Genomic DNA, 24,554 nt, shown 5'->3' with positions numbered 1-24,554 from the left:
GCGTCAAAGGGGGAGGGCCTGGTTTCCTCCCGGTTTGGCGGCGAGGACTTCCCGCTCGACCTCCCGCAGGTGACGACGGGCCGGGGCAACATCGCCAACGCGGGTGGCGGCGGCGTCTGCCACAACTCCGGCGGTGGTGGCGGCAGCAACGCGGGCGCAGGTGGCATCGGTGGGCGCACTTGGAGTGGGGAGGACGGTCCTACGGTTTCTCGGACGGTGGGTGGGCTCGGTGGCGCCGGTCTGAACTTCGATGCGGTGAGCCAGGGGCTGTTCGGCGGTGGCGGTGGCGCTGGACATGGCAATGATGACGTGGCCGGCGCGGGGAGCGCGGGAGGCGGGTTCGTGTTCATCCGCGCTGCCTCGCTGTCGGGGGCCGGTCGTGTTTCGGCGAACGGGCTGGCGGGCGGCAACGCCCTGGGGGATGGAAATGACGCCGCGGGCGGAGCGGGCGCTGGCGGCACCGTGTACCTGCGCGTCACCGGAGCCCTGAGCTGCTCGGCCAACCAGGTGTCGGCCCGCGGTGGCAATGGCGGTAGCACGATTTTCGCCGAGCACGGCACGGGCGGCGGCGGTGGTGGCGGCCGGGTGCTGACGCAGTCCGCGACGGGAACGTGCCCTCCGGTGGTCACCGGCGGCGCCGCGGGCACGCAGCCGACGGCCAGCGCTCCGGACGGTCTCACGTATGGCGCCGCTGCAGGAACCCCGGGTGTCATCACCGTCCTGCCGGGCGCCTTCCCGGCGAACCTGCCGGCCCCCGTGGTGGTGACGCCGGCCAACGGCTCCACCACGGGCGTTCGTCCGGCCATCACCGGCTCGGCCCCCGCGAACTCCACGGTGGTCATCTTCGTGGATGGCGTCGAAGTGGGCCGCGCGACGGCGGACGCCGTGGGGAACTTCAGCTTCACGCCGACCGTGGACCTGCCTGTCGGCGCGCATACGGTGAATGCCTACGCCCAGTTCCAGGGCGTGTCGTCCGTGCTGAGCAACACCAACACCTTCACCGTGGTCTCCGACACCACGCCTCCGGACACCACCATCGTGAGTGGGCCTCCGGCGGTGACGAATTCCACCAGCGCTACGTTCGACTTCAGCTCCAATGAGAGCCCGGTGACGTACCAGTGCGCGCTGGACGGCGGCCCGTTCGTGGCCTGCACCGACCCGCGCACGTTCACGGGCCTGGCGGAAGGCAACCACACGCTGGCGGTGCGCGCGGTGGACGGGGCGGGCAACGTGGACCCGACGCCCGCGACGTACGCGTGGACGGTGGACACGACGGCGCCGGATACGACCATCGTGAGTGGGCCTCCGGCGACGACGACGTCCAGCAGCGCGACGTTCGACTTCAGCTCGGACGAGAGCCCGGTGACGTACCAGTGCTCGCTGGACGGTGGGCCGTTCGTGCCCTGCACCGACCCCGTCACCTACACGGGGCTGGCGGATGGTGCGCACACGTTGGCGGTGCGCGCGGTGGACGCGGCGGGCAACGCGGACGTGACGCCCGCGGAATACACGTGGACGGTGGACGCCACCGCGCCGGACACCACCATCGTGAGTGGGCCTCCGGCGGTGACGAGCGCCACCAGCGCGACGTTCGACTTCAGCTCGAACGAGAGCCCGGTGACGTACCAGTGCTCGCTGGACGGTGGGCCGTTCGTGCCCTGCACGGACCCGCTGACGGTCAATGGGCAGAGCCAGGGCAACCACACGCTGGCGGTGCGCGCGGTGGACGCGGTGGGCAACGTGGACCCGACGCCCGCGACGTACGCGTGGACGGTGGACACGACGGCGCCGGATACGACGATTGTCAGCGGCCCTCCGGCGACGACGACGTCCAGCAGCGCGACGTTCGACTTCAGCTCGGACGAGAGCCCGGTGACGTACCAGTGCTCGCTGGATGGTGGGCCGTTCGTGCCCTGCACCGACCCCGTCACCTACACGGGGCTGGCGGATGGTGCGCACACGTTGGCGGTGCGCGCGGTGGACGCGGCGGGCAACGTGGACGCGACGCCCGCCACCCGGACGTGGACGGTGGATGCCACCGCGCCGGACACCACCATCGTGAGCGGGCCTCCGGCGGTGACGAACGCCACCAGCGCAACGTTCGACTTCGATTCGAACGAGAGCCCGGTGACGTACCAGTGCGCGCTGAACGGCGCGCCCTTCACCGCCTGCGCGGACCCGCAGTCGTTCACGGGCCTGGTCGAGGGCGACCAGACGCTGGCGGTGCGTGCGGTGGATGAGGCGGGCAACGTGGACCCGACGCCTGCTCAGTACGCGTGGACGGTGGACCTCACGCCCCCGACGCTGCCGACCATCGACTCGCCCGCGGACCAGGAGGAGGTCGCCACCGCGACGCCGACGCTGACGGGAACGGGAGAGCCGGGCAGCAGCATCTACCTGGAGGTCGGTGGTGCGACGCACGGTCCCATCGTCGTCGATGAGGACGGCAACTGGACCTTCATCGTGCCGGAGCCGCTCGACGAGGGCCCGCACACGGTGAGCATCACCAGCGTCGACCCGGCGGGCAACTCGGCGGGGCCGGTGACGAGCACGTTCATCGTCGACCTGTCGGCGCCCGACACGTTCATCGACTCTGGTCCGGCGCTGCTGACGCAGGACACGTCCGCTACTTTTGATCTCCGCTCGGAGGGCGGCGGCGTGGCCTACGAGTGCAGCCTGGACGGGGGCATGTATGTGGCCTGCACCGACCCCGCGGCCTTCACGGGCCTGTCGGATGGGGACCACCTGCTCCTGGTGCGCGCGGTGGATGCGGCGGGCAACGCGGACCCGACGCCCGCGCAGTACGCGTGGACGGTGGACACGACGCCGCCGGACACGCTCGTGGTGAGCGGCCCGCCGACGGTGACCTCGGAGACGTCAGCCTCGTTCGAGTTCGCGGCCTCCGAGCCGGGCTCCACCTACGAGTGCAGCCTGGACGGCGCGGCCTACGTGCCGTGCACGGAGACGGCGACGTTCAACGGCTTCGCGGAAGGGGAGCACACGCTCCTGGTTCGCGCGGTGGACACCGCGGGGAATGTGGACCCGACGCCCGCCGAGCACACCTGGACGGTGGATCTCACGCCGCCGGTGGCGCCGCTCATCACCTCGCCCGCGAATGGCGCGGTGCTGGATGACGGGGTGGTGACCATCACCGGCACGGCGGATGGCGCCGAGTTCGTGACGCTGACGCTGGATGGGACGACCTACGGCCCCATCCCGGTCGACGCGGGTGGCAACTGGACCTTCACGCCGCCGGTGACGTTGCCGGACGACACGTACACCATCACCGTCACGGCGACGGATGAGGCGGGCAACACCAGCGCTCCGACGAGCTCCACCTTCACGGTGGACACGGCGGCGCCGGACACCGCCATTGACAGTGGCCCGGCGGTGCTGACGAACGTGGCCACCGCGGACTTCGTCTTCTCCTCGAACGAGTCTCCGGTGACGTACGAGTGCTCGCTGAACGGCGCGCCCTTCACGGCGTGCCCGGCCCAGGCGCAGTTCGGCCCGCTGCCGGACGGCGACCAGACGCTGCTCGTGCGCGCGGTGGATGCGGCGGGCAACGTGGACCCGACCCCCGCCGAGCACACCTGGACGGTGGATACGGCGGCGCCGGTGGTGGTCATCACCACGCCCGCGGACGGCGCGGTGCTCGACGTGCCGGTGGTGACGTACTCCGGTACGTCGGAGCCAGGCAGCACCGTGACGGTGGTGGTGGATGGCGTCACGGTGGGCACGGTGGAAGCCGACGGGGTCGGCAACTGGTCGCTCCCCGTGGGCGACACGCTGTCGGAGGGCCCCCACACGGTGTCCGTCACGGCGGAGGACGAGGCGGGCAACACCAGCACGACGGTGACGCACACGTTCATCGTGGACGCGGAGCCGCCGGAGACGACGTTCACCTCGACGCCGCCCACGCTCACCAACAGCGACTCGGCGACGTTCGACTTCGACTCGGACGAGTCCCCGGTCACCTACGAGTGCAGCTTGGACGGCGCGGCCTTCACTGCGTGCCCGGACCCGGTCACCTTCACGGGCCTGGATGACGGCGAGCACACGCTGGAGGTGCGCGCGGTGGATGCCGACGGCGACGTGGACCCGACGCCGGCCAGCTACACCTGGACGGTGGACACCACCGCGCCGGATACCCTCATCGTCACGGGCCCGCCGCTGACGGACGCGCCCAGCGCGGCGACGTTCGACTTCGACTCGGACGAGTCGCCGGTGACGTACGAGTGCAGCCTGGACGGCGCGGCGTACGTGCCGTGCACGGACCCGGTCACCTTCACGGGCCTGGCGGAAGGCAGCCACACGCTGAGCGTCCGCGCGGTGGATGAGGCGGGCAACGTGGACGACACGCCGGCGACCTACACCTGGGCGGTGGCGGTCGACTCGGACGACGACGGCCTGACGGACGCCGAGGAGATTGCGCTGGGCACCGACCCGAACAACCCCGACACGGACGGTGACGGCCTGCCGGACGGCATCGAGGTGAATGTCGCGGGGACGGATCCGCTCGACGACGACTCGGATGACGACGGCATCCTGGATGGCAACGAGGACGCCAACCACAACGGCATCGTCGACGACGGCGAGACGGACCCGAACAACGGGGACACGGATGGCGACCTGCTGTCGGACGGCCTGGAGCTGGGCCTCACCGAGCCCCAGGGCACCGACACGGACATGACGGGCTTCGTGGCGGACTCCGACCCGACCACGACGACGGACCCGCTCAACCCCGACACGGACGGCGGCAGCGTGCGTGACGGCATCGAGGACGCCAACCGCAACGGCCGGGTGGACCCGGGAGAGACGGATCCGCTCAACCCCGCGGACGACGTCGACTCCGACGGCGACGGCATCGACGATGCGACCGAAATCTCGCTGGGCCTGGACCCCAACGACGCGGACAGCGACGACGACGGCGTGCCGGACGGCATCGACGGCGTCACCGACACGGATGGTGACGGCCTCATCGACGCGTTGGACCCGGACAGCGACAACGACGGCATCCTGGACGGCACGGAGCTGGGCGTGACGCTGGAGAGCGCTCCGGCGGACACGGACCGAGGCTCGCCCAACTTCCGTCCGGACGCGGACCCGAGCACCACCACCGACCCGAAGAACCCGGACGCGGACGGCGATGGCCTGATGGACGGCGAGGAAGACGCCAACCATGACGGCCGAGTCGACACCACGGAGACGGACCCGAACAACCCGGACACGGACGACGACGGCCTGACGGACGGCGTGGAGGTGCGCGGCTCCAACCCCACCCACCCGCTCGACCCGGACACGGACGGCGACGGCCTGACGGACGGCGCGGAGGACGCCAACCACAACGGCTCCTTCGACAACGGGGAGACGGACCCGAACAACGCCGACACGGACGGCGGCGGCGTGAACGACGGCGAGGAAGTCACGGGCGGGACGAACCCGCTGGATGGCAACGACGACTTCGTCATCTCCGGCCGTGGGTGCAGCACGAGCGGCGCGGGCACCTTCGCTCCGCTGGCGCTGCTCCTGCTCGGGCTGCCGCTGCTGGGCCGCTTCCGCCGCTCGGCGGGGCGGGCCGGTGGGGCCCCTGTGGCCGCCGCCGTGCTGGCGCTGGCGGTGCTGCTGGTGTCGCGGCCGGCCGTGGCGCAGGTGCCCACGCTGTCCGCCTCCCAGTCCATCGACGTGCAGCAGTACAAGCCGGGGCCGAGCTCGCAGGACATCCTGGGCGTCCAGAGCGCCCAGGTGCATTCCCACCTGGGTTGGAACGTGGGCGTGTCCGTCAACTACGCGGACAAGCCGCTCAACTTCATGGACCCGCGCTCGGGCCGGTACATCACCGCGCTGGTGCGCAGCCAGGTGGGGATGGACCTGATGGGCTCGGTGGGCCTCTTCGACCGCTTCGAGCTCGGCGTGCTGCTGCCGGTGACGCTCCAGCGTTCGCAGGCGGCGCCCATGGTGGACCCGTCCTTCGCCCAGGGCGTGGGCTCGGGCGGCATCGGTGACCTGCGCCTGGTGCCCAAGGCCCGCCTCCTGGAGGAGGGCTCCTTCGGCCTGGCCCTGACGGTGCCGGTCGTGCTGCCCACGGGCGGCGGCTCTGACTTCCTCGGGAGCTCGGGCGTGGGCGTGCAGCCGCGCCTGGTGGCCGAATACGGCGAGCGCTTCCGCGTGGCCGCCAACGTGGGCGTGGACTTCCGGCAGATGCAGCAGCTGCGCAACCTGAACGTGGGCAACGCGGTGTCCTACGGCGTGGGCGCCGAGCTGCCCTTCACGGTGCGCGAGGTGCCGCTGGCGCTCGCGGCCACGGTGGTGGGCGCGGTGAACCTGGAGCAGCAGGACACCGAGGAGCGCCCGCTGGAGCTGCTGGCGGCGCTGAAGTACCGCGCGCTGGGCGGCTTCTCCGCGCACGTGGGCGGTGGGCCGGGGCTCACCCGCGGCTACGGCACGCCGGGCTTCCGGCTGCTCGCGGGCTTCAGCTACAGCCCGGAGCCGTCCCGCGAGCCGCAGCTGGCGGCGCCGGTGGACACGGACGGCGACGGCATCCTCGACATCAATGACGCCTGCCCGACGGAGCCCGAGGACAAGGACGGCTTCCAGGACGAGGACGGCTGCCCCGACCCGGACAACGACGCGGACGGCATCCCCGACACGGCGGACGCGTGCCCGAACGAGCCGGAGACGGTCAATGGCTTCGAGGACACGGAGGGCTGCCCGGACGTGGCGCCGCCCCCGCCGCCAGTGGACATGGATGGCGACGGCCTCATGGACCCGGAGGACCGCTGCCCCAACGCCCCGGAGGACAAGGACGGCTTCCAGGACGAGGACGGCTGCCCGGATCCGGACAACGACCGGGACGGCATCCCCGACGCCGAGGACAAGTGCCCGAACGAGCCGGAGACCATCAACGGCTTTCAGGACGAGGACGGCTGCCCCGACAAGGGCAAGGTCAAGGTGCTCGTGGACGGCGAGCGCATCGTCATCCTGGAGAAGGTCTACTTCGCCACTGGAAAGGACGTCATCCTGGCCCGCTCGTTCCCGCTGCTGAAGCAGGTGGCCGCGGTGCTGCGCGCCAACCCGCAGGTGGAACTGGTCCGCATCGAGGGCCACACGGATGCCCAGGGCAACGACGCGAAGAACCTGGACCTGTCCCAGCGCCGCGCGAACAACGTGCGCGCCTTCCTGGTGAACGCCGGCATCGCCGAGGGCCGCATGGAGGCGGTGGGCTACGGCGAGGCGAAGCCGGTGGACACCAACAAGACGGCGAAGGGCCGCGAGAACAACCGCCGCGTGGGCTTCACCATCCTCCGCGTGGGGAAGGTGGAAGTGGAGCGCGAGGCGCGGTGACACACGGGCCCTGAATACCCGGTGAAGCACACCGGGTGCGCTCATCCACGGGTGGCTCCGAAAGAGATTTCGGGGCCACCCGTCGTTTTTTGGGGCATGCTGCGTCCCACCCGCTACGCAGTGCCGTGGCGCGCGAGTCAAGGGGCGAAGTTCACCCACCGCGTCGCACGCCTGCACGTCCTTGCGTTGGCGTAAGTGCGCGTCAGGACTCGGACGCGCAGCATCCCGCTACAGGCTCGTAGCGGAATACTTGCCAAAGCGTGGGACTTGCTGATGATTGAGGAGGTTGGGAGCACGCGCGCTGCATCGCGCAACTCCGGGCGAGAGGACCACCATGGACCAGTTCGATCAGAACAAGCAGGCCGCCAAGATTCGGGTCGTCGGGGCGGGTGGCGCCGGCTGCAACGCCGTCAATACGATGATCCTGTCCAAGTTGGACCGGGTGGACTTCATCGCCGCCAACACCGATGTCCAGGCGCTCGCCGCGAGCAAGGCGCCCACCCGGCTTCAGTTGGGCCAGACGCTGACGAAGGGCCTGGGCGCGGGCGCCAACCCGGAGATGGGCCGCGAGGCCGCCCTGGAGTCACGCGACCAGATTGCCGCGGTGCTCGAGGGCGCCGACATGGTGTTCGTCACCGCCGGCATGGGCGGCGGCACCGGCACGGGCGCCGCGCCCATCATCGCGGACATCGCCAAGAGCCTGGGCTGCCTCACGGTGGGCGTCGTCACCAAGCCCTTCCTCTTCGAAGGCAACAAGCGCCGCAAGCAGGCCGAGCAGGGCATCGTGGAGCTCAAGGCCGCGGTGGACACGCTCATCACCATTCCGAACCAGCGCCTGCTGTCGCTCTCCAACGAGCCGATGCCGCTGCTGGAGACGTTCAAGCGCGCGGACGAGGTCCTGCTGAACGCCGTGCAGGGCATCAGCGACCTCATCCAGTACCACGGCTACATCAACGTCGACTTCGCAGACGTGAAGACCATCATGAGCGACAAGGGCATCGCGCTCATGGGCACGGGCCACTCGACCGGCGACAAGCGCGCGTTGATTGCCATGCAGCAGGCCATCGCCAGTCCGCTGCTGGAGGACGTCACCATCGACGGCGCCACGGGCCTGCTCATCAACATCACCGGTGGCCGCGACATGACCCTGCAGGAGGTCAACGAGGCCCTGACGCTGGTGCACGACGCCGCCGACAGCGAGGCGGAGATCATCTTCGGCTCGCTCATCGACGAGAACATCTCGGACGAGGTGAAGATCACCATCATCGCCACGGGCTTCGTGCACCGGGACGCGCCCAAGGTCCGCACGGTGACGCCCGTGGTGCAGGTGCCGCTGTCGCGTCCGGCGCAGTCCGTGCTCGCCAACGCGCGTGAGGAAGTCGCCAGCCTGGTGCCCACCAAGGGCAGCGGCTCGCGCCAGCTCACCGTGGAGAGCAGCAAGGCCGTGAGCGCCCGCACCGCGGTGGTGAAGGACGCGCCGCTGCCGCTGGACGAGGACCAGTTCGACATCCCCACCTTCCTGCGGCGGCAGGGCCAGACGGAGCTGCCGTAAGCGGCAGGGGAGAAGCGGGGCTCAGCGAGCGGGAAGCTGGGCCACGCTGGCTTCGTCGCGGGCGGACAGGGTGTCCGCGCGGGCGAAGAGGGCGTCGACTTCCGAATAGAGCGCGTCCACGCGCTCCGGGAGCCGGGCCGCGGGCAGCACGCCGTCGCCGGACACTTCCTCCAGGCGCGCGTGGGCCCGCTGCAGCAGCTGGAGCGCCTTCAGCAGGGAGAGGCCGCGGCGCGTGCCCTCCTCGGTGAAGAGGGTTCCGCTCTGCGTCAGCGCCTCCAGCGTGGTGCGCACGAAGCGCACGCGGTCCGTGTGCCGGCCACGGTAGAGGTCCAGGCGCTTGGCGCGCCGCGCGTGGTGCAGATTGACCACGCCGCCAGGGCTTGAAGAGGAGGGGGGCGTCACGGAGAACAAGGTACGACACCGCCTTGTAGACCCGCAAATTTACTGGACTGTAGGGACCTGTTGCACGTCCGCCCGCACCCTTGTCTTGGGAGGGAGCGAGGGTTAGGTTCGCCGCCCTTTCGCACCCGCACCCCAGGGGTTTCGCCATGTTCCAGAAGCTGCTCATCGCCAACCGGGGAGAAATCGCCCGCCGCATCGGCGTGGTGGCCCGGGGAATGGGGCTCAAGACGGTCGCCGTCTATTCGGACGCGGACGCCGAGCTGCCCTTCGTGAAGGAGGCGGACGAGGCGGTACGCATCGGCCCCGCGCCGGCCAAGGACAGCTACCTTGACGCCGCCGCCATCCTGCAGGCCGCGAAGCAGACGGGCGCGCAGGCCATCCACCCGGGGTACGGCTTCCTGTCGGAGAACGGCGAGTTCGCCCAGGCCTGCGCGGACGCGGGGCTCATCTTCGTGGGACCGCCGCCGGAGGCCATGGCGCGGATGAAGGACAAGAGCCAGGCCCGCAGGCTGGTGTCCGCCGCGGGGGTGCCCGTGGTGCCCGGCAGCGAGGACGTGGTGCCCGACGTGGCCAGCGCGCTGGCGGAGGCCGAGCGCATCGGCTACCCGGTGCTCGTCAAGGCGGCCAGCGGCGGCGGGGGCATTGGCATGGCGGTGGCCAGGAGCCCGGCGGAGATGGAGAAGGTCTACCGCCAGTGCACGGACCGGGCGAAGGCCGCCTTCGGCAAGGAAGGCGTGTACGTGGAGCGCTACTTTCCGGCGCCGCGGCACATCGAGGTCCAGATTCTGGGGGACCAGCACGGCCACCTCATCCACTGCCTGGAGCGGGAGTGCTCCATCCAGCGGCGGCACCAGAAGGTGGTGGAGGAGGCCCCCTCCGTGCTGTTCGCGGACGGGCGCAACCCGGAGCTGGCGCGGAAGCTCTTCACGGCCGCGGTGGCCGCGGCGAAGGCCTTCGGCTACGCCAACGCCGGCACGGTGGAGTTCCTGTACTCGGACGGTGAGGTCTACTTCATTGAGATGAACGCCCGCCTCCAGGTGGAGCACCCGGTGACGGAGCTGACCACGGGGCTGGACCTCATCGGATGGCAGCTGCGCATCGCCGCGGGTGAGCGCCTCACGGTGACGCAGGAGGACGTGAAGCGACGCGGGGCGGCGCTGGAGTTCCGCATCTACGCAGAGGACCCGGTGAAGTTCTTCCCGTCCCCTGGGCCGCTGAAGGTGTTCCAGCCGCCCACGGGCGAGGGCGTCCGGCTGGACGCGGGCTACGGCGAGGGCAACACCGTCACGCCCAACTACGACCCGATGATTGCCAAGCTCATCGTCACCGGTGAGACGCGGGCGCAGGCGATTGCGCGCTCCGTGGCGGCGCTCCAGTCGTTCCGCATCGAAGGCATCAAGACGAACATCCCGCTCCACCTGCGCATCGTGCAGGATGCGGCCTTCCAGGCCGGCGAGCTGGACACGCACTTCCTGGAGCACCACGCCAAGCCGGCGTAGCGGGGCCCGCTCCAGCCCCACCCACCCCTGAGGAGGCACGGATTCATGGCGGACGTAGCGGCGCACATCACCGGCACGGTGTGGAAGATTGAGGTTCAGGTCGGCCAGCAGGTCAACGCGGGCGACACGCTCGTCATCCTCGAGTCCATGAAGATGGAGATGCCCGTGGAGGCAGAGGAGGGCGGGACGGTGAAGGAGATTCGGGTGAAGGAGGCGCAGTCGGTCAACGAGGGCGACGTCCTCGTGGTGCTCGGCTAGCAGTGGAGCCCGTCGTCGCGACAGGCGCTTCGCTGAACGTCGAGGACCGCGACGACGGGGTCCGGGTGTTGACGCTGTCCAACCCGGCCCGCCGCAACGCGCTGGATGACGGCCTCCTGGCTCGGCTGGACGCGGCGCTGGAGCCCGCCCCGCACGTGCGCGCCTTGCTGGTGCGCGGCGCGGGTGGGGCGTTCTGTTCCGGCTATGACTTGACGCACCTGGGCCCCCCGGGCGCGGACGGGCGGCTGCCGGATGACCTGCTGGTGGAGTGCCTGCTGAAGCTGGAGTCCCACCCCGCGCCCAGCGTGGCGCTGGTGGAGGGCCCGGCGGTGGGCGCGGGCTTCGACCTGGCGGCCTCGTGCGACTTCCGCGTCGGCGCGCCCAACGCCGTCTTCCTCATGCCCCCCGCGAAGCTGGGCATCGTCTACTCCCCGGAGGGGCTGGCCCGGGCCGCGCGGCTGGTGGGCGTGGCGCGCGCCAAGCAGCTCTTCCTCGCGGCGCGGAAGCTGAGCGCGCGGGAGGCGTTGGAGTGGGGGCTGCTGGACGACTGCCTGGCGGACGCGGAGCCGCGCGCGCTGGCGCTGTGCGCCACCCTGGCCAGCCATGCGCCGCTGGCGGTGTCGGGGATGAAGGAGTCCTTCGGGCGCCTGGCTCGGGCCCCGTTGGAGGCGGCGGACCGGGCGCGGCTGCGCGGCTTGCGCGCGGCGGCCTTCGGGAGCGAGGACGCGAAGGAGGGGCGGGCGGCCTTCCTCGAAAAGCGCCCGCCCCGCTTCTCCGGCCGCTAGTCAGGGCGGCCGGCGGGGTACTGCCACGGCGACATCAGGTGTCGCCGAAGAGCTCGCCCATGCGCAGCTGCAGCGCCGAGGCAATCTTGTACAGCGAGGAGATGGAGGCGGAGGACTCCGCGCGCTCAATCTGCGACAGCAGCGACACCGACAGGCCCGTGCGCCGCGCCAGCTGCTTGAGCGTGAGCTCCTGCGTCTTGCGTGCGTCGCGGATGGTGCGGCCAATGGCGCGGTGCAGGTCCGCCTCCGGGTCCTGGGACAAGCCCTTCTTCTGGAGGGCGTTGCGGACCGCGGTGATGAACTGCTCCGGCTCCATGGGCTTCTTGACGTAGTCGGAGGCCTGCGCCTTGAGCGAGGCCACCGCCGTGTCCACCGTGGGGTACGCGGTGGCGACGATGACGGCCACGTCCGTGTCGTACTTGCGAATCAGCTCCAGCACCTCGGTGCCCGACATCTGCGGCATCATCATGTCGAGGATGACGAGGTGGAAGTCGGAGCCCCGGAGGATTTCCACCGTCTGGGTGGGGTCCGTCGTGGTCACCACCTCGTAGCCTTCACGGGTCAGGACCAGCTTGAGGTAGTCGCAGTTGTCCTGCTCATCATCAACTACCAGGATGCGAATCTGCACAGCGTCTCCTCGCTGCAGTTCAGTGCCATGGGACCGGAATACCCTCGGGGGGCGAGGGTGATTCCGGCAGACCACTACTTCTTGGGATTCTCGTAACTCTCGACCAAACCCTTCACGCGCTCGTAGTACGCGTGATTGGGCGCAAGTTCCAGGAATCGCTTGTAGTGAACCGCGCCCTTCTCGGGCTGGTTGTCATTCGCGTAGGCGGACCCGAGGTAGAGGTGGCACTCGGCGCGGCCAGGTTCCAGGTCGAGGCACTTGTTGAGCTGCTCGATGGCCTGCCGGTAGCGCAGGCCCTTGATGTGCTCGAAGCCGTCCGCCTGGGCCTTGGCCGCCGCGGACTGCGCGGCGGACGGCGCCTTGTCCGTGCCGGAGGTGGGAACCGCGGCGGGCGGAGCCGCCTTCTTCTTGGCCTCGGCGACCTGCGTCTTCAGCGCCGCGTACTCCTTGGCGAACGCCTTGGTGGCGGCGCTTTCGCGCAGGGCCTCCTCGGCCTCCGGCAGCTTGCCGTCGCCCAGGGCCTTGCGGACGTCGTCGAGCCGCCGCTTCATCAGCTGCTCGGCGCGCGCCTCGTCGAGCCGGGTCTCCACGTCACGGGGGCGCTGGCCGTTGGCATCCTTGATGACCTCCAGCGCCTCCACGGCCGCGTCGAAGTCACGCGCCGCGATCGCCTTGTCGGCGACCGCGCGCTGCTCCTCCATGGAGGGGCCACGTGGGGGGGGAGGCGTCTTGGGCGTCTGCGCCGCCGCCGTCGCGAGCGGGGTGTCGTTGGCCGCGGCCTGGTCCTCGATGGTCGGCCGCGGCTCCTCGTCCGGGAGCGGCGTGGGCGTCTGCGCGATGACGGGGGCCGCTACCGGCTGGGCGCCCTGCTGGTTCAGGTACCAGAAGGCGCCGCCGCCGCCGCCGAGCAGCAGGGCCGCGAGGCCCGCCACCAGGGGCAGCTTCGAGCGCGAGCCGCCGCCGGCGGCCGCGTCGTCTGACGCGTCACCGGCGTTGACGAAGCGCAGCTTCACGTGTCCCAGCTCGATGATGTCTCCGGTGCCGAGCGTGGCCTGCGCGTAGCTCTCACCGTTGACCGTCATCCCGTTGGCGGACTGCATGTCGATGACGCGCCACTCGCCAGCGTCCTCGCGGACGAGCTTGGCGTGGGTGCGCGACAGCGACCGATGATCCAACGTGATGTCGTTGTCGTCGGTGCGGCCGATCCGCAGCTCCGTGCGGATGCAGGCGAACTCCTGGCCCTTGAGCTCGTCCGGGGACAACACGAGCAGGCGGGGAGCGTCCTCGGCGGGCACGTCCACCACCTTGCGCGGCCGCTCCGCCTCCACCTGATCCAACCGGATGATGGAGGTGGAGTGACGGCGGGCCTCCGCGGCGCTGAGGGAGGGCGGGGTGTGGTCGCTCTCCTCGGGCTCGTTGTCGGAGTCGTCCTCCTCCGGCTCGGGCTCCGGCCGGCGGGCGGGCACCTTGGTGGTGATGGGGCCTACGGCGTTGGCCGCGCCCTCGGCTTGGAGCGCGAGGTCGTAGTCGCCAATCTGGACCAGGTCGCCCTCTTTCAGGGGCGACTGACCCGCGATTCGCTCGCCGTTGATCCGGGTGCCGTTATAGCTCCCCAGGTCTTCCACTACGACGTGGCCATTGAGTCGCACCAATCGTGCGTGACGGCGAGACACATTTCGTTCCGTCAGGCGGATGGTGTTTCCCTCCTGACGGCCGATGGTGATCTCGTCACGCACGAAGGGAACAACGGTCTTGCGCCCCTCGTCGTCTTCGATGATGAGCTTCAGCACGGGTCCGATCCGCGTACAGTCATAGCAGAACGGCCTTTCCCTGTACAAGCCATGTATCCCCCTCAAAAGACAGGACTTTCTCCCGAGGAAGAGGGGCAGGCGAGGCTGTTGTCCATCGGTCAATCGGCCGGTGGAGCGCGACTTGGGGGGGCGCCCTGGCTCACCTTGATCCTGGCCACCGTGCTGGTGGCCATCCACGGCGCGGCGCGCGCGACGGGGCCCGTGGGGCTGGACTCCCTGCTGCGGTGGGGCGCCAAGGCGGGGCCCCTGGTGGTGGACGCGGGCCAGGTCTGGCGGCTCGTCACCGCCAACTTCCTGCACCGGGACTTCCTCCACCTGTCCCTCAATGTCCTGGTGCTGCTGGCGGCGGGAAGCGGCCTGGAGCGCCTTTGCCGGCGCCGGGACTACGCGGCGCTGCTGGTGGCGGCGGGGCTGGGCACCATGGCCGGCTCGCTCGGCAACTCCGGGGCGGTGAGCGTGGGGGCCTCCGGGCTCGTGTACGCCTGTGTAGGGGCGCTGCTCGTCCTGGGCCGGCGTCACCGGGCGAAGCTGCCGGCGCGGTGGATGTCCGGCGAGGCCGCGGTGCCCACGGTGCTGGTCTTCCTCTGGATGGGGTGGACGTCGGTGGGCGTGGACAACGCGGGGCACCTGGGGGGCCTGCTCGCGGGACTGCTGGCCGGCGTCTTCCTGGAGCCGCGCTGGCGTCCGGCCCCAGGCTGGCTGCGCCCGGTGGGGATGGTGACGGTGGCGGTGGTGCTCGCGGGAGGGGTGGTGGCGGAGCGCTCCATCTGGCGCACGGAGCGGGATGACGGCTTTGGCATCTCCGTGGCGCTGCCGCGCGACTGGCGGGGCGACGTGGACGGGCAGGGCCGGCGGGCCTTCTCCAACGGCTTGCCCGGGCGTGGCCGCGCGACCTTCTCGGCGGAGGCCATCGAGACGGGAGAGCCGGGAGACGGCTCGGTCCAGGCACGGCAGTTCCAGCAGGACGTGTTGGTGCAGGGCGCTCAGGGCCCGGAGGGGCGGACGCTGAAGGTGACGGGGCCGGTGGCGGCGCGCGTGGGTGGGCGGAGCGCGCAGCGGCTGCATGCGGAGCTGGAGGGGCCAGGGGGGCCCACCCATCTGATGGCGCTCTTCGTGCCGCGGGGGGAGTGGGTGTACCGGTTGGTGTTCACCTGGCCCGCGGCGTACCCCGCCTACCGAGAGGTGGTGGACCGGATGGTGGCGGAGCTGCGCTTCGACGAGCCATCCGTCCTGCGCGAGGCGCGGGCTCACGCGCTGCTCGTCCCGGGCGCGCCGGGACCGCTGCGCGAACTGGGCGGGGTGCTGCGCCGCCTGGGCCTCCCCAAGGAAGCGGTGGCGCCGTTGAGCGAGTCCGTGCGGCTGGCGCCCGCTCATGTGGAGACGCGCGTGGAGCTGGCGCGTGCGCTCCTGCAGGCGTCGCGCGTGGAGGAAGGGTGTCACGCGGCCGCGGAGGCGCGGGTGTACGGGCCCTGGGACACCGGCGCGTTGGAGGCGGGCGTGCGCTGCGAGCTGTCACGCGGCAACGTCGCGCGGGCCTTGGAGCGCCTGGTGGAAGCGCGCCAGGTGGACCCTCAGGATGCCCGGCTGCGCGCGGCGGAGCTCACGCTTCGGACCGTGCTGGAGGCGGCGCCACACCGCTGAAAAACAGGTCGGAAAATGTAGGTGAAACTGCCGAGAGTCACCGCAGATAACCCCAATGCAGGCCACGGTCACACGCAGAGGGGGAACACCATGCCGCAGATTCCTGGAGTCAAGTCGACCGTTTCGTCTTTCAAGCCCGGGCCCGTGGTGGCGGAGGTCGCGGACCGGACCATGAACGCGGTGGCGCTCGAGGCGAACGTCGCCAAGCGCGTGGGGAGCAAGGGCGGCTCGTCGGAGCCGGTGAGGACACCGCAGCAGGCGGTGAGCACGATTGGCAGCACCTCGGGCACGCTGAACAACGCCATCAACGTGGCGGACACCTTCGAGACGGGCGCCCGCGCCATCGGCCAGATGTCGCGAGGCACCGTGCCCACGGCGCTGCCCCCGACGTTCGTTGGGAAGACGCTGGGCAAGTTCGTCCCGGGCCTGAACGTCGTCGGTGCGATGTCCTCGTTGTCGAACACGCGGGACGTGTTCACCAACGCGTCGTCGACACCGTCGCAGAAGACGCACGCGGTCATCGACTCGGCGAGCGCGGTCGTGTCAGCGCTGCCCATTCCCGGTCTCGCGCAGGGCGCTGCCGTCGTGAACACGGTGAACAGCCTCTTCACGCCCTCTTCGTCGCAGTGAGCCGGTCCCGGGCGCTCCTTGGGGGAGCGCCCGGACCTCTCTTGCCGCGCATCACCGGGCGCCGAAGACGCGGACCGCGAGCCCCGCGTTCGCGGTCCACTCACTGCGCCGGGCCAGCCCCGCGTCCCGGTGGACATAGGCCCCGCTCACCTGGAGCACCACGGGCTGGTCCGCCACCGCCAGCACGACGCGCTCCAGGCCCACGTCCGTCCTGGCGCGGAAGTACAGCCCACGCTCGATGCCAACGCTCCAGCCCGCGAGCCCCGACGCGCGCAGGGCCCACAGTCCGTCCCGTGACTCCAGTCCCGCGTCGAACATCAGCTCGGTGAAGGGCGCCACCGTGTGCGAGGCGCCCTCCCTGGAGCGCCGCACGGAGTGCCCGGCCGCGGGCCCCACGCCGAACCACGCCCGCTCCGTCTCCGCGCGCACCGGGTCCAACAGCAGGCCCAGCCGTCCCGTCTCCAAGGTCCACCCGGGGCCCTCCCAGACGCGGCGCTCCAGGTGCCCCAGCCGCAGCGCCACCGTCACGTCGAAGGGGAAGGGGATGCGCGCTGGTCGCGCCGTGGGCACCAGGATGAAGCCTTCCTCCAGGTGCCGGCGCAGCGTCCCGTCATACGCGGTGAAGGTGAGCCCACGCTGCTCCCCATCCCACGCCTCCAGCCCGAGCAGCCGGTGGTTGTTGAACCAGGGCGACCCCTTGCTCCGGCTGCTGCGTCCGCTTCGGAGGTGCACGCCCGTGCGCACCGCCTGAGTCATCACCGAGCGGCTGAGCCGCATGCGCGTGCCCACCACGAAGCCGTCGCCCGGGTCGAAGCAGATGGGGTAGGGCTCCCCGCGTTCGTCCAGGGCCACGCAGGCGTCGTCGGTGGGCACGCCCCGCGGCACGTCCGCGGCGGTGGCCAGCAGCAGCGCCAATCCGAGCATCAGCATGGGGGCCTACCCCTTCACGGACGCGCCCCTGGGCGCGGAGCGCCGCGCGGGCGCCCAGAGGGAGAAGCGCAGGCCCGCGGACGTGGACCACTCCCACTGCTCGGGGACGCCCGCGAGGTCGCCACGCTTCACGCCGCGGCCATCCACGAGCAGGGTCACCGGCTGGTCGTTGATGGCCAGGAGGATGACCTCGTAGCCGGCCTGGAGCCGCAGCCGCTCCGGCCTCGGCGGGCGGCCCGCGACGGCCGGGGCCAGCAACACCTTCTCCGCTTCCACCCCCAGCCGCAGGTGGTGGAAGCCGTTGCGGTCCAGCGTCAGGTCGGCTTCGAGCGCCGCGCCCGGGACGAAGGTGTTGAAGCCATTCGCAGCGTCCCGCTCGAAGGAGGGACCGGCGCGCACGCGCACGTAGGACACCAGGTCCTTCGAGTGCCACAGGTCCACCGTGGCGTGGAGCGCGCCCCAGGTGAGGAAGCGCCCCACTTCGCCGCCGCGTTCGAGCTCCTCCACGCGGAGCGTCTCCATCCACAAGCCCAGGTTGAGGTGGAGGTCATGCCGCCGCGGCTTGCCGAAGAAGGTCGTCACGCGGAAGAGCGGGTCGTCGCGCTCGACGCTGAAGTCGTAACGCGCCGCCGTCAGGTCGAGCGAGGGCACGCCCAGGTGCAGCTCCGTCTCCAGGACGCGGAGCCGGTGCAGCCGCTTCCCTTGGTGGGACGGCGCCTCCACCGCGATGCCGAAGTCGGCGCGCATGCGGCCCTGCGCCTGGCCGTCATGCCACAGCGGAGCCCAGGCGCCTCCAAGCCAGACGCGCCGGTTCAGGTCGAAGTTGAACTGCATCACCCGCCCGCGCTCGTCCCGGTACCAGCCGGGTGGGGCCGCCGCGCGGGCCGGCTCCATTCGATAACCCTTCACCCGCGCCGCCGCCTCGTCGTCGAGCGCGATGGAGCAGGGCGTCACCCTCGCTTGTCGCCGGTCCGTCTCCTGGCCCTCGGCGTCCAGCTCCCGCCGTGGAGACACCCGGCACACCTGGGCGGTGTCGTCACACTGGGCTCGCCACTCACCGGAGGGGACGGCCTGCGTCGGTGGCAGCCGCAAGCACACCGTGGGGGCGTGCCAGGTCTGGGAAGGGAGCGGTGTGGCGGGCGACTGAAGGACGGGGGCCTCGTTCCCTGGCTGCGCGAGCAAGAGGGCGCAGACCAGGGGCACCGCGGGGGCGAGCATGATGTCTCCTCGGCGGCCACTTCCATCGGCCTCGGGAAGCACCGCCGGGCCCAGGCGTTTCAAGCGCCGTGCCCCAGCCAGGGAGCCGTGCTTTCGCGGGGTTGGCGCCCCTGCCGTGTACATCCACTTGCACAGCGGCGCGCAGTCAGGCTCACGGCAGAGGCGGTTGGCGGTGGTCGACCGGAGGGGGCCGCGGGGATATAACGCCGCGTCCCGCCGAGGGTGGGCCGCCCACCGTCCGGAACGACTCAAGGAGCTTCAGTCCGTGGAGAGCGAAGTCGAACAGCAGCGGGAGCAGACCTTCGCCGAGGCCATCCTCGGCAAGGACTTCTTCCAGGCGAAGTGGGCGAAGCGGTGGCTGGAGCTGTCCTTCAGCCTGCGCGTCGTGACGGCCACGGCGGGCTTCGCGGCCCTGCTCTTCCTCCCCTACCTGGGCGCGGTGGGCCTCTGGGACTGCTGGGAGACGCACTACGGCGAAGTGGCGCGGATGATGATTGTCCGCCAGGACTACGTGTACCCCTTCTGGGAAGGCTCGTGGTTCTTCTCCAAGCCGCCGCTCACCATGTGGATGCAGGCGCTGGGCATGTACGCCGCGGGCGCGGTGAACCCCGGCGGGGTGCTGGGCCGCTACATGGAGTGGGGCATGCGGGTGCCCTTCGCGCTCCTGAGCATCACCGCGGTGGCGCTGCTGTCGCTGGCGGTGTCGCGCGTGGTGTCCCGGCGCGCGGGCCTGGCCACCGGCTTCGTGCTGGCCACCATGCCGCTGTACTTCCTGCTCACGCGGCAGACGGTGACGGACACGCCCTTCGTCACGACGTTCATCTGCGCCATGGCGTGCGCGCTCATCGGCCAGTTGGATGCGACCACGAAGCACCGCGCCGCCTGGTGGTACGGCTTCTATTTCTTCGCCGGCCTGTCCGCGCTGGCCAAGGGCCTGCTGGGCGTGGGCCTGCCCGCCGTCATCCTGATGCTGTACGCGGCCCTGTCCGTCATCCCCTGGGACAGCGACAGCCTGGACGCGCACCTGAAGTGGCTCACCCAGTCCAGCTTCCGCAAGGACGTGCGCGAGGGCCGTCAGCCCATGCCCGTGCTGTGGGGGCAGATGTTCAAGATGCACCTGGGCACGGGCATCCTGGTGTTCTTCGCGGTGGCGGGCCCCTGGTACCTGACGCTGTCCCTCTTCGGCTCCGTGGATGATGAGGGCAAGCTCTTCTGGTACCGCTTCTTCGTCCATGACCACCTCAACCGCCTCACGGCGGGCGTGCACACCACCACGCCGGGCGGCACGTTCATCTACTTCGTCGAGCAGGGCGGCTTCGCCATCTTCCCCTGGGTAGCGCTGCTGCCCGGCGCCTTCTCGGTGGTGGCGCGGCTGAAGCTGCGCTCGGAGAAGGCGGCGGACCACCTGGCCATCATCGCGGTGCTGTGGGTGGCCTTCTCCTTCTGGCTGCTGTCGTCCAGCGCCACCAAGTTCCACCACTACGTCTTCCCGGTGCTGCCGGGCGTGGCCGTCCTCCTGGCGCTCTTCATCGACCGGCTGTGGGAGGAGGGCATCTCCGCGCACGCGGTGAGCCTCATCTTCGGCTTCATGCTCTTCGTCCTGGTGGGGAAGAACATCGCGGAGAACCCGAAGATCTTCACCGACTTGTTCGTCTACAACTACGACCGGCCCTATCCGCAGGACCTGGTGACCAAGCCCATCGCGTTCTTCACCTCGCGCCCGCTGTGGACAGGGGATCTGGTGACGCTGGTGCTGCTGGCCTTCGGCGTCTACCTGTCCTTCGACGCCTTCTCCGCGAAGGGGCGGGCCCGGACGACGCCGAGCGCGCGCGCCGTGGCGCTGATGTTGCTGCTGGGCGGCGTGGCGACGCTGGGCGCGGTGAGCGCCCAGGCGCAGGTGTCCGCCAAGGCGCTGGTGGGCGTGGCGGTGCTGGTGGTGGCCGGCTACCTGGCGTGGGAGTCCATGCGGCCGGGCGCGGAGGGCCGCGTGGCGCTCCAGACCCTGGCCGGCGTGCTGGCGGTGGTGGGCATCGCGTTCGCGGTGCGGGGCTTCCGTCAGCCGGCGGCGGCGGACTCGCTGCTCAAGGCGCTGTCGGAGCCCGTCAACATCAAGAAGTCGCTGGGCTTCACCTTCGCGGTGGCGGGCGGCATGGCGGTGGTGGCGGCGCTGATGCGGGCCCGGGCGATGCTGTTCGGCACCTTCTGGGTGCTCGCGGCGGGCATGGCCCTCTGGTTCAACTGGAGCCACTGGGTGGACCTGTCCCACCACTGGACGCAGCGTGACCTCTTCTGGCGCTACTACGCGCAGCGTCAGGTAGGCGAGCCCATCGTCGCGTACATGATGAACTGGCGCGGCGAGACGCTCTACTCGCAGAACACGGTGGAGCAGTACCGCGCTTCGGACGCCAACGCGCGCATGCGCGCCCTGGCGCAGCGCCCGGGCCGCGAGTGGGCCCTGGTGGAGCATAACCGGCTCAACCTGTTGCGCACCGCGGTGGGCTCGGACAAGGTCGTCACGCCGGTGGACCGCGACATCAACAACAAGTTCCTCCTGGTGACCATCGATTGAGCGGCATCCACGTCCAGGAGCTGGGCAAGCGCTTCGGAGACCGGGTGGCCGTGGAGGCGTTGTCCTTCCACGTGCGGCCCGGCGAGGTGTTCGGCCTGCTGGGTCCCAACGGCGCGGGGAAGACGACCACGGTGCGCATGCTCACGGGGCTGCTGCGGCCCACCGAGGGCGAGGCCACCGTGTGGGGCCACCGGGTGGACCGCGACGGCGAGCCGCTGCGCAAGGTGGTGGGCCTGCTCACCGAGCAGCCTGGCCTCTACGACAGGCTCACCGCGCGGGAGAACCTGCGCTTCTTCATGAAGCTGCATGAGCTGGATGAAGCCGCGGCCTGGCCTCGGGCCCGGCACTACCTGGAGCGCTTCGGGTTGGGCGGGCGTGAACAGGAGCCGGTGGGCGGCTTCTCCAAGGGCATGCGGCAGAAGCTGGCCATCGTCCGGACGCTGGTGCACGACCCGAAGGTCATCTTCCTGGACGAGCCCACCAGCGGCCTGGATCCGGAGTCCGCGCGCACCGTGCGCGACGCCGTGGCGGAGCTGGCGTCGGAGGGGCGCACCATCGTCCTGTGCTCGCACAACCTGGCGGAGGTGGAGCGCCTGTGTGAGCGCGTGGCGGTGGTGAAGCGCCGCCTGCTGGCCATGGGCCCGGTGCGGGAGCTGCGGCACGCGGGGCAGGCGCTGGAGGTGCGCGTGGAGGGGGAGGCGGAGCGCTTTCGCGGAGCGCTGGCCCGGCTGGCCTTCGCGCCCAACGTGCTGGCCGAAGGGCCGAAGCTGCGGGTGATGCTGGCGGATGATGCGCAGGCGCCCGACGTGGTGGCCTGCCTGGTGGGGGCGGGCGCGCGGGTGCACAGCGCGGTGCCCACGCAGCGTCCCCTGGAAGAGGTCTATCTGGAGCTGCTGCGCGAGGGGAGGGGGTAGCCGATGGCGTTCCGTCCGAAGCGGGCCCTGGCGGTGTTCTGGAAGGACTTCCTGGACCTGCGAAAGAACGTGGGCCTGCTGGTGTCCATGATGGTGCTCCCGGCCGTCATGGTGCTGGTGCCCATTGGCGTGGTGTGGACGTACGTGCGCGCGCCGGACCACGCGGACCTGCGCAGCGTGGCGCTCTTCTATGACCCCACGCTGCCGCTGGGGGCCAGCGCCGCGCGCTTCCTCATCGACAAGACGCTCACCGACTGGTTCGGCATGTTCCTGGTGATGCCGGTGTTCGTGCCCATCCTCATCGCGTCGCAGAGCGTGGCGGGGGAGAAGGAGCGGCGCACGCTGGAGCCGCTCCTGGCCTCGCCCGTGACGGCGGCGGAGCTGGTGACGGGCAAGAGCCTGGCGGCGCTGGTGCCGTCCGTGGCGATCACATGGACGGCCTTCGTCCTGTTCTGCGTGGGCGTGGACATCGTCGCGTGGCCGCTGGTGAAGATGCCGCTGATGCCCAACGCGCTGTGGACCTTCGGCGTGTTCGTCATCGCGCCGCTGTTCGCCTTCTTCGGCAACGGGGTGGCGGTGCTCATCTCCGCCCGGGTGAGCGAGGCGCGCATGGCCCAGCAGCTGTCCGCGCTGGTGGTGCTGCCCCTCGTGGGCATGGTGGGCGGACAGGTGGCGGGCGTGCTCAAGGCGGGCTTTGGCTACTACCTGCTCCAGGGCGCCGTGGTGCTGGTGCTGGACGCCCTCCTGCTGTGGGCCAGTATCCGCCTGTTGGACCGCGAGCGGTTGGTGAGCCGCTGGGGCTAGCGGACGCCGGCCCCCGCTTTCCAAAGCATCCAGCCCGCCGAGCGGCTAGGCTTTCGCCAGTGAAACTGGCATGTTGCGAGCAGGTGCCGGTACGCGAGCGCGCGCGCTTTCGTCCTGGATGCCATGCTCTTAAATGGGGTTGAGGTGGCGGCGCGGGTTGACCGGCTGCCAACGCGGCCACGGAGGCGCTGACGGCAATGGGTATCTTCGACAGCATCAAGGGTGAGGCGAAGCGCAACTTCATCGCCCGGGCGGATTCATCGAAGGGCGACATCATCTACAAGTATCCGGAGAACAACGTCCGGATGCTGACCCAGCTCACCGTCGATGCGGACGAGGTCGCCCTCTTCGTGAAGGACGGCAAGGTGGAGGGCAAGCTGGGGCCCGGCCGTCACTCGCTGGACACGAACAACATCCCGTTCCTGTCCCGCCTCATGGAAGGCTTCACGGGCGGCAACCTCTTCATCTCCGAAATCTTCTTCGTCTCCACGCGGGAGTTCGCCGGCGTGAAGTTCGGCGGTCCCATCGGTGACGTGCGCGACCCGGAGACGGGCCTGGGCATCGGCACCATGGTGTACGGCGACTTCTCCATCCGCGTGACGGACCCGGAGCGCCTGGTGGTGGGCCTGGTGGGCATGGGCCGCACCGGCAACGAAGAGCTGCTCGGCTGGTTCAAGAACCAGGTGCTGAAGGTGACGCGCGACCGCATCGCGGAGCTGCTCGTCAAGAAGCGCTGGCCGCTGCTCGACGTGACGAGCGGCGCGTACACCGAGGAGATTGAGACGGAGGTCATCTCCGGGCTCAAGCCCCACGTGGACGGCTACGGCCTCACCGTGGTGCGGATGGGCAACCTCCACGTCTCCATCAAGGAGGAGGACGAGGCGACGCTGAAGAAGCTGGGCAAGGACGTGGCGTACTCGCGTCTGGCCGGTGGCTTCCAGCAGTACGCGCAGGGCCAGGCGATGCTCGGCGCGGCCGAGGGCATGGCCAAGGGCGGTGACGGCGGCGGCGGCGCGGGCAACGCGCTGGGCGGCATGGGCATGGGCATGGGCTTCGGCATGGCCCAGCAGTTCATGAACCAGCAGCCGCACCAGCAGCGGCCCCCGGAGCCCGCGCCCGCGGCGCCCCCGGCGGACACGCGCAGCCCCGCGCAGCGCCTGAAGGAAATCAAGGAGTTGAAGGATGCGGGCGTCCTCAGTGATGAGGAGTACAACGCGAAGCGCGCGGAGCTGATGAAGCTCCTGTAGTGCCCTTCGTGTTCCCCGCGGGACCCAGAGCCTCCGTCCGACACCGGGCGGGGGCTCTCGTACTTTCCCCGACGTGCACCGGGGCTGGATGGACCGCAAACGTCCCCTGCGCTACACAGGGGGCGCCGCGGTCGTCGTGCGGTGTGCGTTTCAGGGCGCCTCACCTGAGGGCTCAGAAGGCGTGCGCCGTGCATGGGCGCGTGTGGGACGTGTCGCGGGAGGGGTGTATCCCCGCGGGCCGGACGTCCCCGTGCCAGCCAGGCTGGCCGTGGGTTTCCAGGGAGACAAGGCATTGAGGACGTTTCGTTACAGGTCCCGCTCG

General features: G+C 70.5%; 16 protein-coding genes. 11 read left to right on the top strand and 5 right to left on the bottom strand.

The window, feature by feature from the left end:
- Both HV826_RS28560 and ftsZ read left to right on the top strand, forming a co-directional pair.
- The coding region (locus tag HV826_RS28560; RefSeq protein ID WP_176420131.1) for an Ig-like domain-containing protein at window positions 1-7,344 on the top strand (7,344 nt) is incomplete at its 5' end.
- Window positions 7,345-7,678: 334 nt separating this feature from the next.
- On the top strand, window positions 7,679-8,896 hold the full coding sequence (ftsZ, locus tag HV826_RS28555; protein ID WP_176420130.1) for a cell division protein FtsZ: 1,218 nt from the start codon (window positions 7,679-7,681) through the stop codon (window positions 8,894-8,896).
- Between the two features lie 21 nt (window positions 8,897-8,917).
- On the opposite strand, the gene HV826_RS28550 is transcribed toward ftsZ, so the two are convergent.
- Window positions 8,918-9,307 (bottom strand): hypothetical protein, encoded by a 390-nt coding sequence (locus HV826_RS28550; RefSeq protein ID WP_176420129.1) that lies wholly within the window; start codon window positions 9,305-9,307, stop codon window positions 8,918-8,920.
- Between the two features lie 137 nt (window positions 9,308-9,444).
- Between HV826_RS28550 and HV826_RS28545 the strand changes: the two genes are divergently transcribed.
- From HV826_RS28545 to HV826_RS28535, 3 genes are read left to right on the top strand one after another with little or no spacing between them, the layout of a single operon-like run.
- Window positions 9,445-10,797, top strand: coding sequence for an acetyl/propionyl/methylcrotonyl-CoA carboxylase subunit alpha (locus HV826_RS28545; protein WP_176420128.1), 1,353 nt, complete (start codon window positions 9,445-9,447; stop codon window positions 10,795-10,797).
- A gap of 45 nt (window positions 10,798-10,842) precedes the next feature.
- Window positions 10,843-11,055, top strand: a complete 213-nt coding sequence (locus HV826_RS37515) for a biotin/lipoyl-binding carrier protein (RefSeq protein ID WP_176420127.1) — start codon at window positions 10,843-10,845, stop codon at window positions 11,053-11,055.
- Window positions 11,056-11,057: 2 nt separating this feature from the next.
- Window positions 11,058-11,840, top strand: coding sequence for an enoyl-CoA hydratase-related protein (locus HV826_RS28535; protein ID WP_176420126.1), 783 nt, complete (start codon window positions 11,058-11,060; stop codon window positions 11,838-11,840).
- A gap of 34 nt (window positions 11,841-11,874) precedes the next feature.
- Here HV826_RS28535 and HV826_RS28530 read toward each other — a convergent pair whose 3' ends face one another.
- The gene (locus tag HV826_RS28530; RefSeq protein WP_141648350.1) at window positions 11,875-12,468 is read right to left on the bottom strand and encodes a response regulator; all 594 of its coding nucleotides are present in this window, start codon (window positions 12,466-12,468) and stop codon (window positions 11,875-11,877) included.
- 74 nt (window positions 12,469-12,542) lie between these two features.
- Entirely contained in the window at window positions 12,543-14,258 is a 1,716-nt protein-coding gene (locus tag HV826_RS28525) for an FHA domain-containing protein (protein WP_176420125.1), read from the bottom strand.
- A 165-nt stretch (window positions 14,259-14,423) separates the two neighbouring features.
- On the opposite strand from HV826_RS28525, the gene HV826_RS28520 reads away from it, so the two are divergent.
- Together HV826_RS28520 and HV826_RS28515 are read left to right on the top strand one after the other, a co-directional pair.
- The gene (locus HV826_RS28520) at window positions 14,424-15,920 is read left to right on the top strand and encodes a rhomboid family intramembrane serine protease (RefSeq protein ID WP_176420124.1); all 1,497 of its coding nucleotides are present in this window, start codon (window positions 14,424-14,426) and stop codon (window positions 15,918-15,920) included.
- 90 nt (window positions 15,921-16,010) lie between these two features.
- Window positions 16,011-16,550: a hypothetical protein gene (locus HV826_RS28515; RefSeq protein WP_176420123.1), complete on the top strand. Its 540-nt coding sequence runs from the start codon at window positions 16,011-16,013 to the stop codon at window positions 16,548-16,550.
- 51 nt (window positions 16,551-16,601) lie between these two features.
- Here the strand turns inward: HV826_RS28515 and HV826_RS28510 are convergent, their stop codons facing one another.
- Window positions 16,602-17,480: a hypothetical protein gene (locus HV826_RS28510; RefSeq protein WP_176420122.1), complete on the bottom strand. Its 879-nt coding sequence runs from the start codon at window positions 17,478-17,480 to the stop codon at window positions 16,602-16,604.
- Window positions 17,481-17,486: 6 nt separating this feature from the next.
- Entirely contained in the window at window positions 17,487-18,698 is a 1,212-nt protein-coding gene (locus HV826_RS28505) for a hypothetical protein (protein WP_176420121.1), read from the bottom strand.
- Window positions 18,699-18,963: 265 nt separating this feature from the next.
- Here HV826_RS28505 and HV826_RS28500 point away from each other — a divergent pair, with 265 nt between their 5' ends.
- From HV826_RS28500 to HV826_RS28485, 4 genes are all read left to right on the top strand, one after another.
- Entirely contained in the window at window positions 18,964-21,267 is a 2,304-nt protein-coding gene (locus tag HV826_RS28500) for a glycosyltransferase family 39 protein (RefSeq protein ID WP_176420120.1), read from the top strand.
- Window positions 21,264-22,181 (top strand): ABC transporter ATP-binding protein, encoded by a 918-nt coding sequence (locus HV826_RS28495; protein ID WP_176420119.1) that lies wholly within the window; start codon window positions 21,264-21,266, stop codon window positions 22,179-22,181. The genes HV826_RS28500 and HV826_RS28495 overlap by 4 nt, the downstream gene beginning before the upstream one ends.
- Window positions 22,182-22,184: 3 nt before the next feature.
- Window positions 22,185-22,985, top strand: coding sequence for an ABC transporter permease subunit (locus HV826_RS28490; protein WP_163786303.1), 801 nt, complete (start codon window positions 22,185-22,187; stop codon window positions 22,983-22,985).
- 197 nt (window positions 22,986-23,182) lie between these two features.
- Window positions 23,183-24,232, top strand: a complete 1,050-nt coding sequence (locus HV826_RS28485) for an SPFH domain-containing protein (protein ID WP_176420118.1) — start codon at window positions 23,183-23,185, stop codon at window positions 24,230-24,232.
- Window positions 24,233-24,554: the final 322 nt, after the last annotated feature.

Origin of the sequence: Myxococcus sp. AM010 (assembly GCF_013372585.1) — a bacterium.
Lineage (GTDB): Bacteria > Myxococcota > Myxococcia > Myxococcales > Myxococcaceae > Myxococcus > Myxococcus vastator.
The sequence above is the reverse complement of the archived record's forward strand: the minus strand, read 5'-3'. Positions and strand labels throughout refer to the sequence as shown.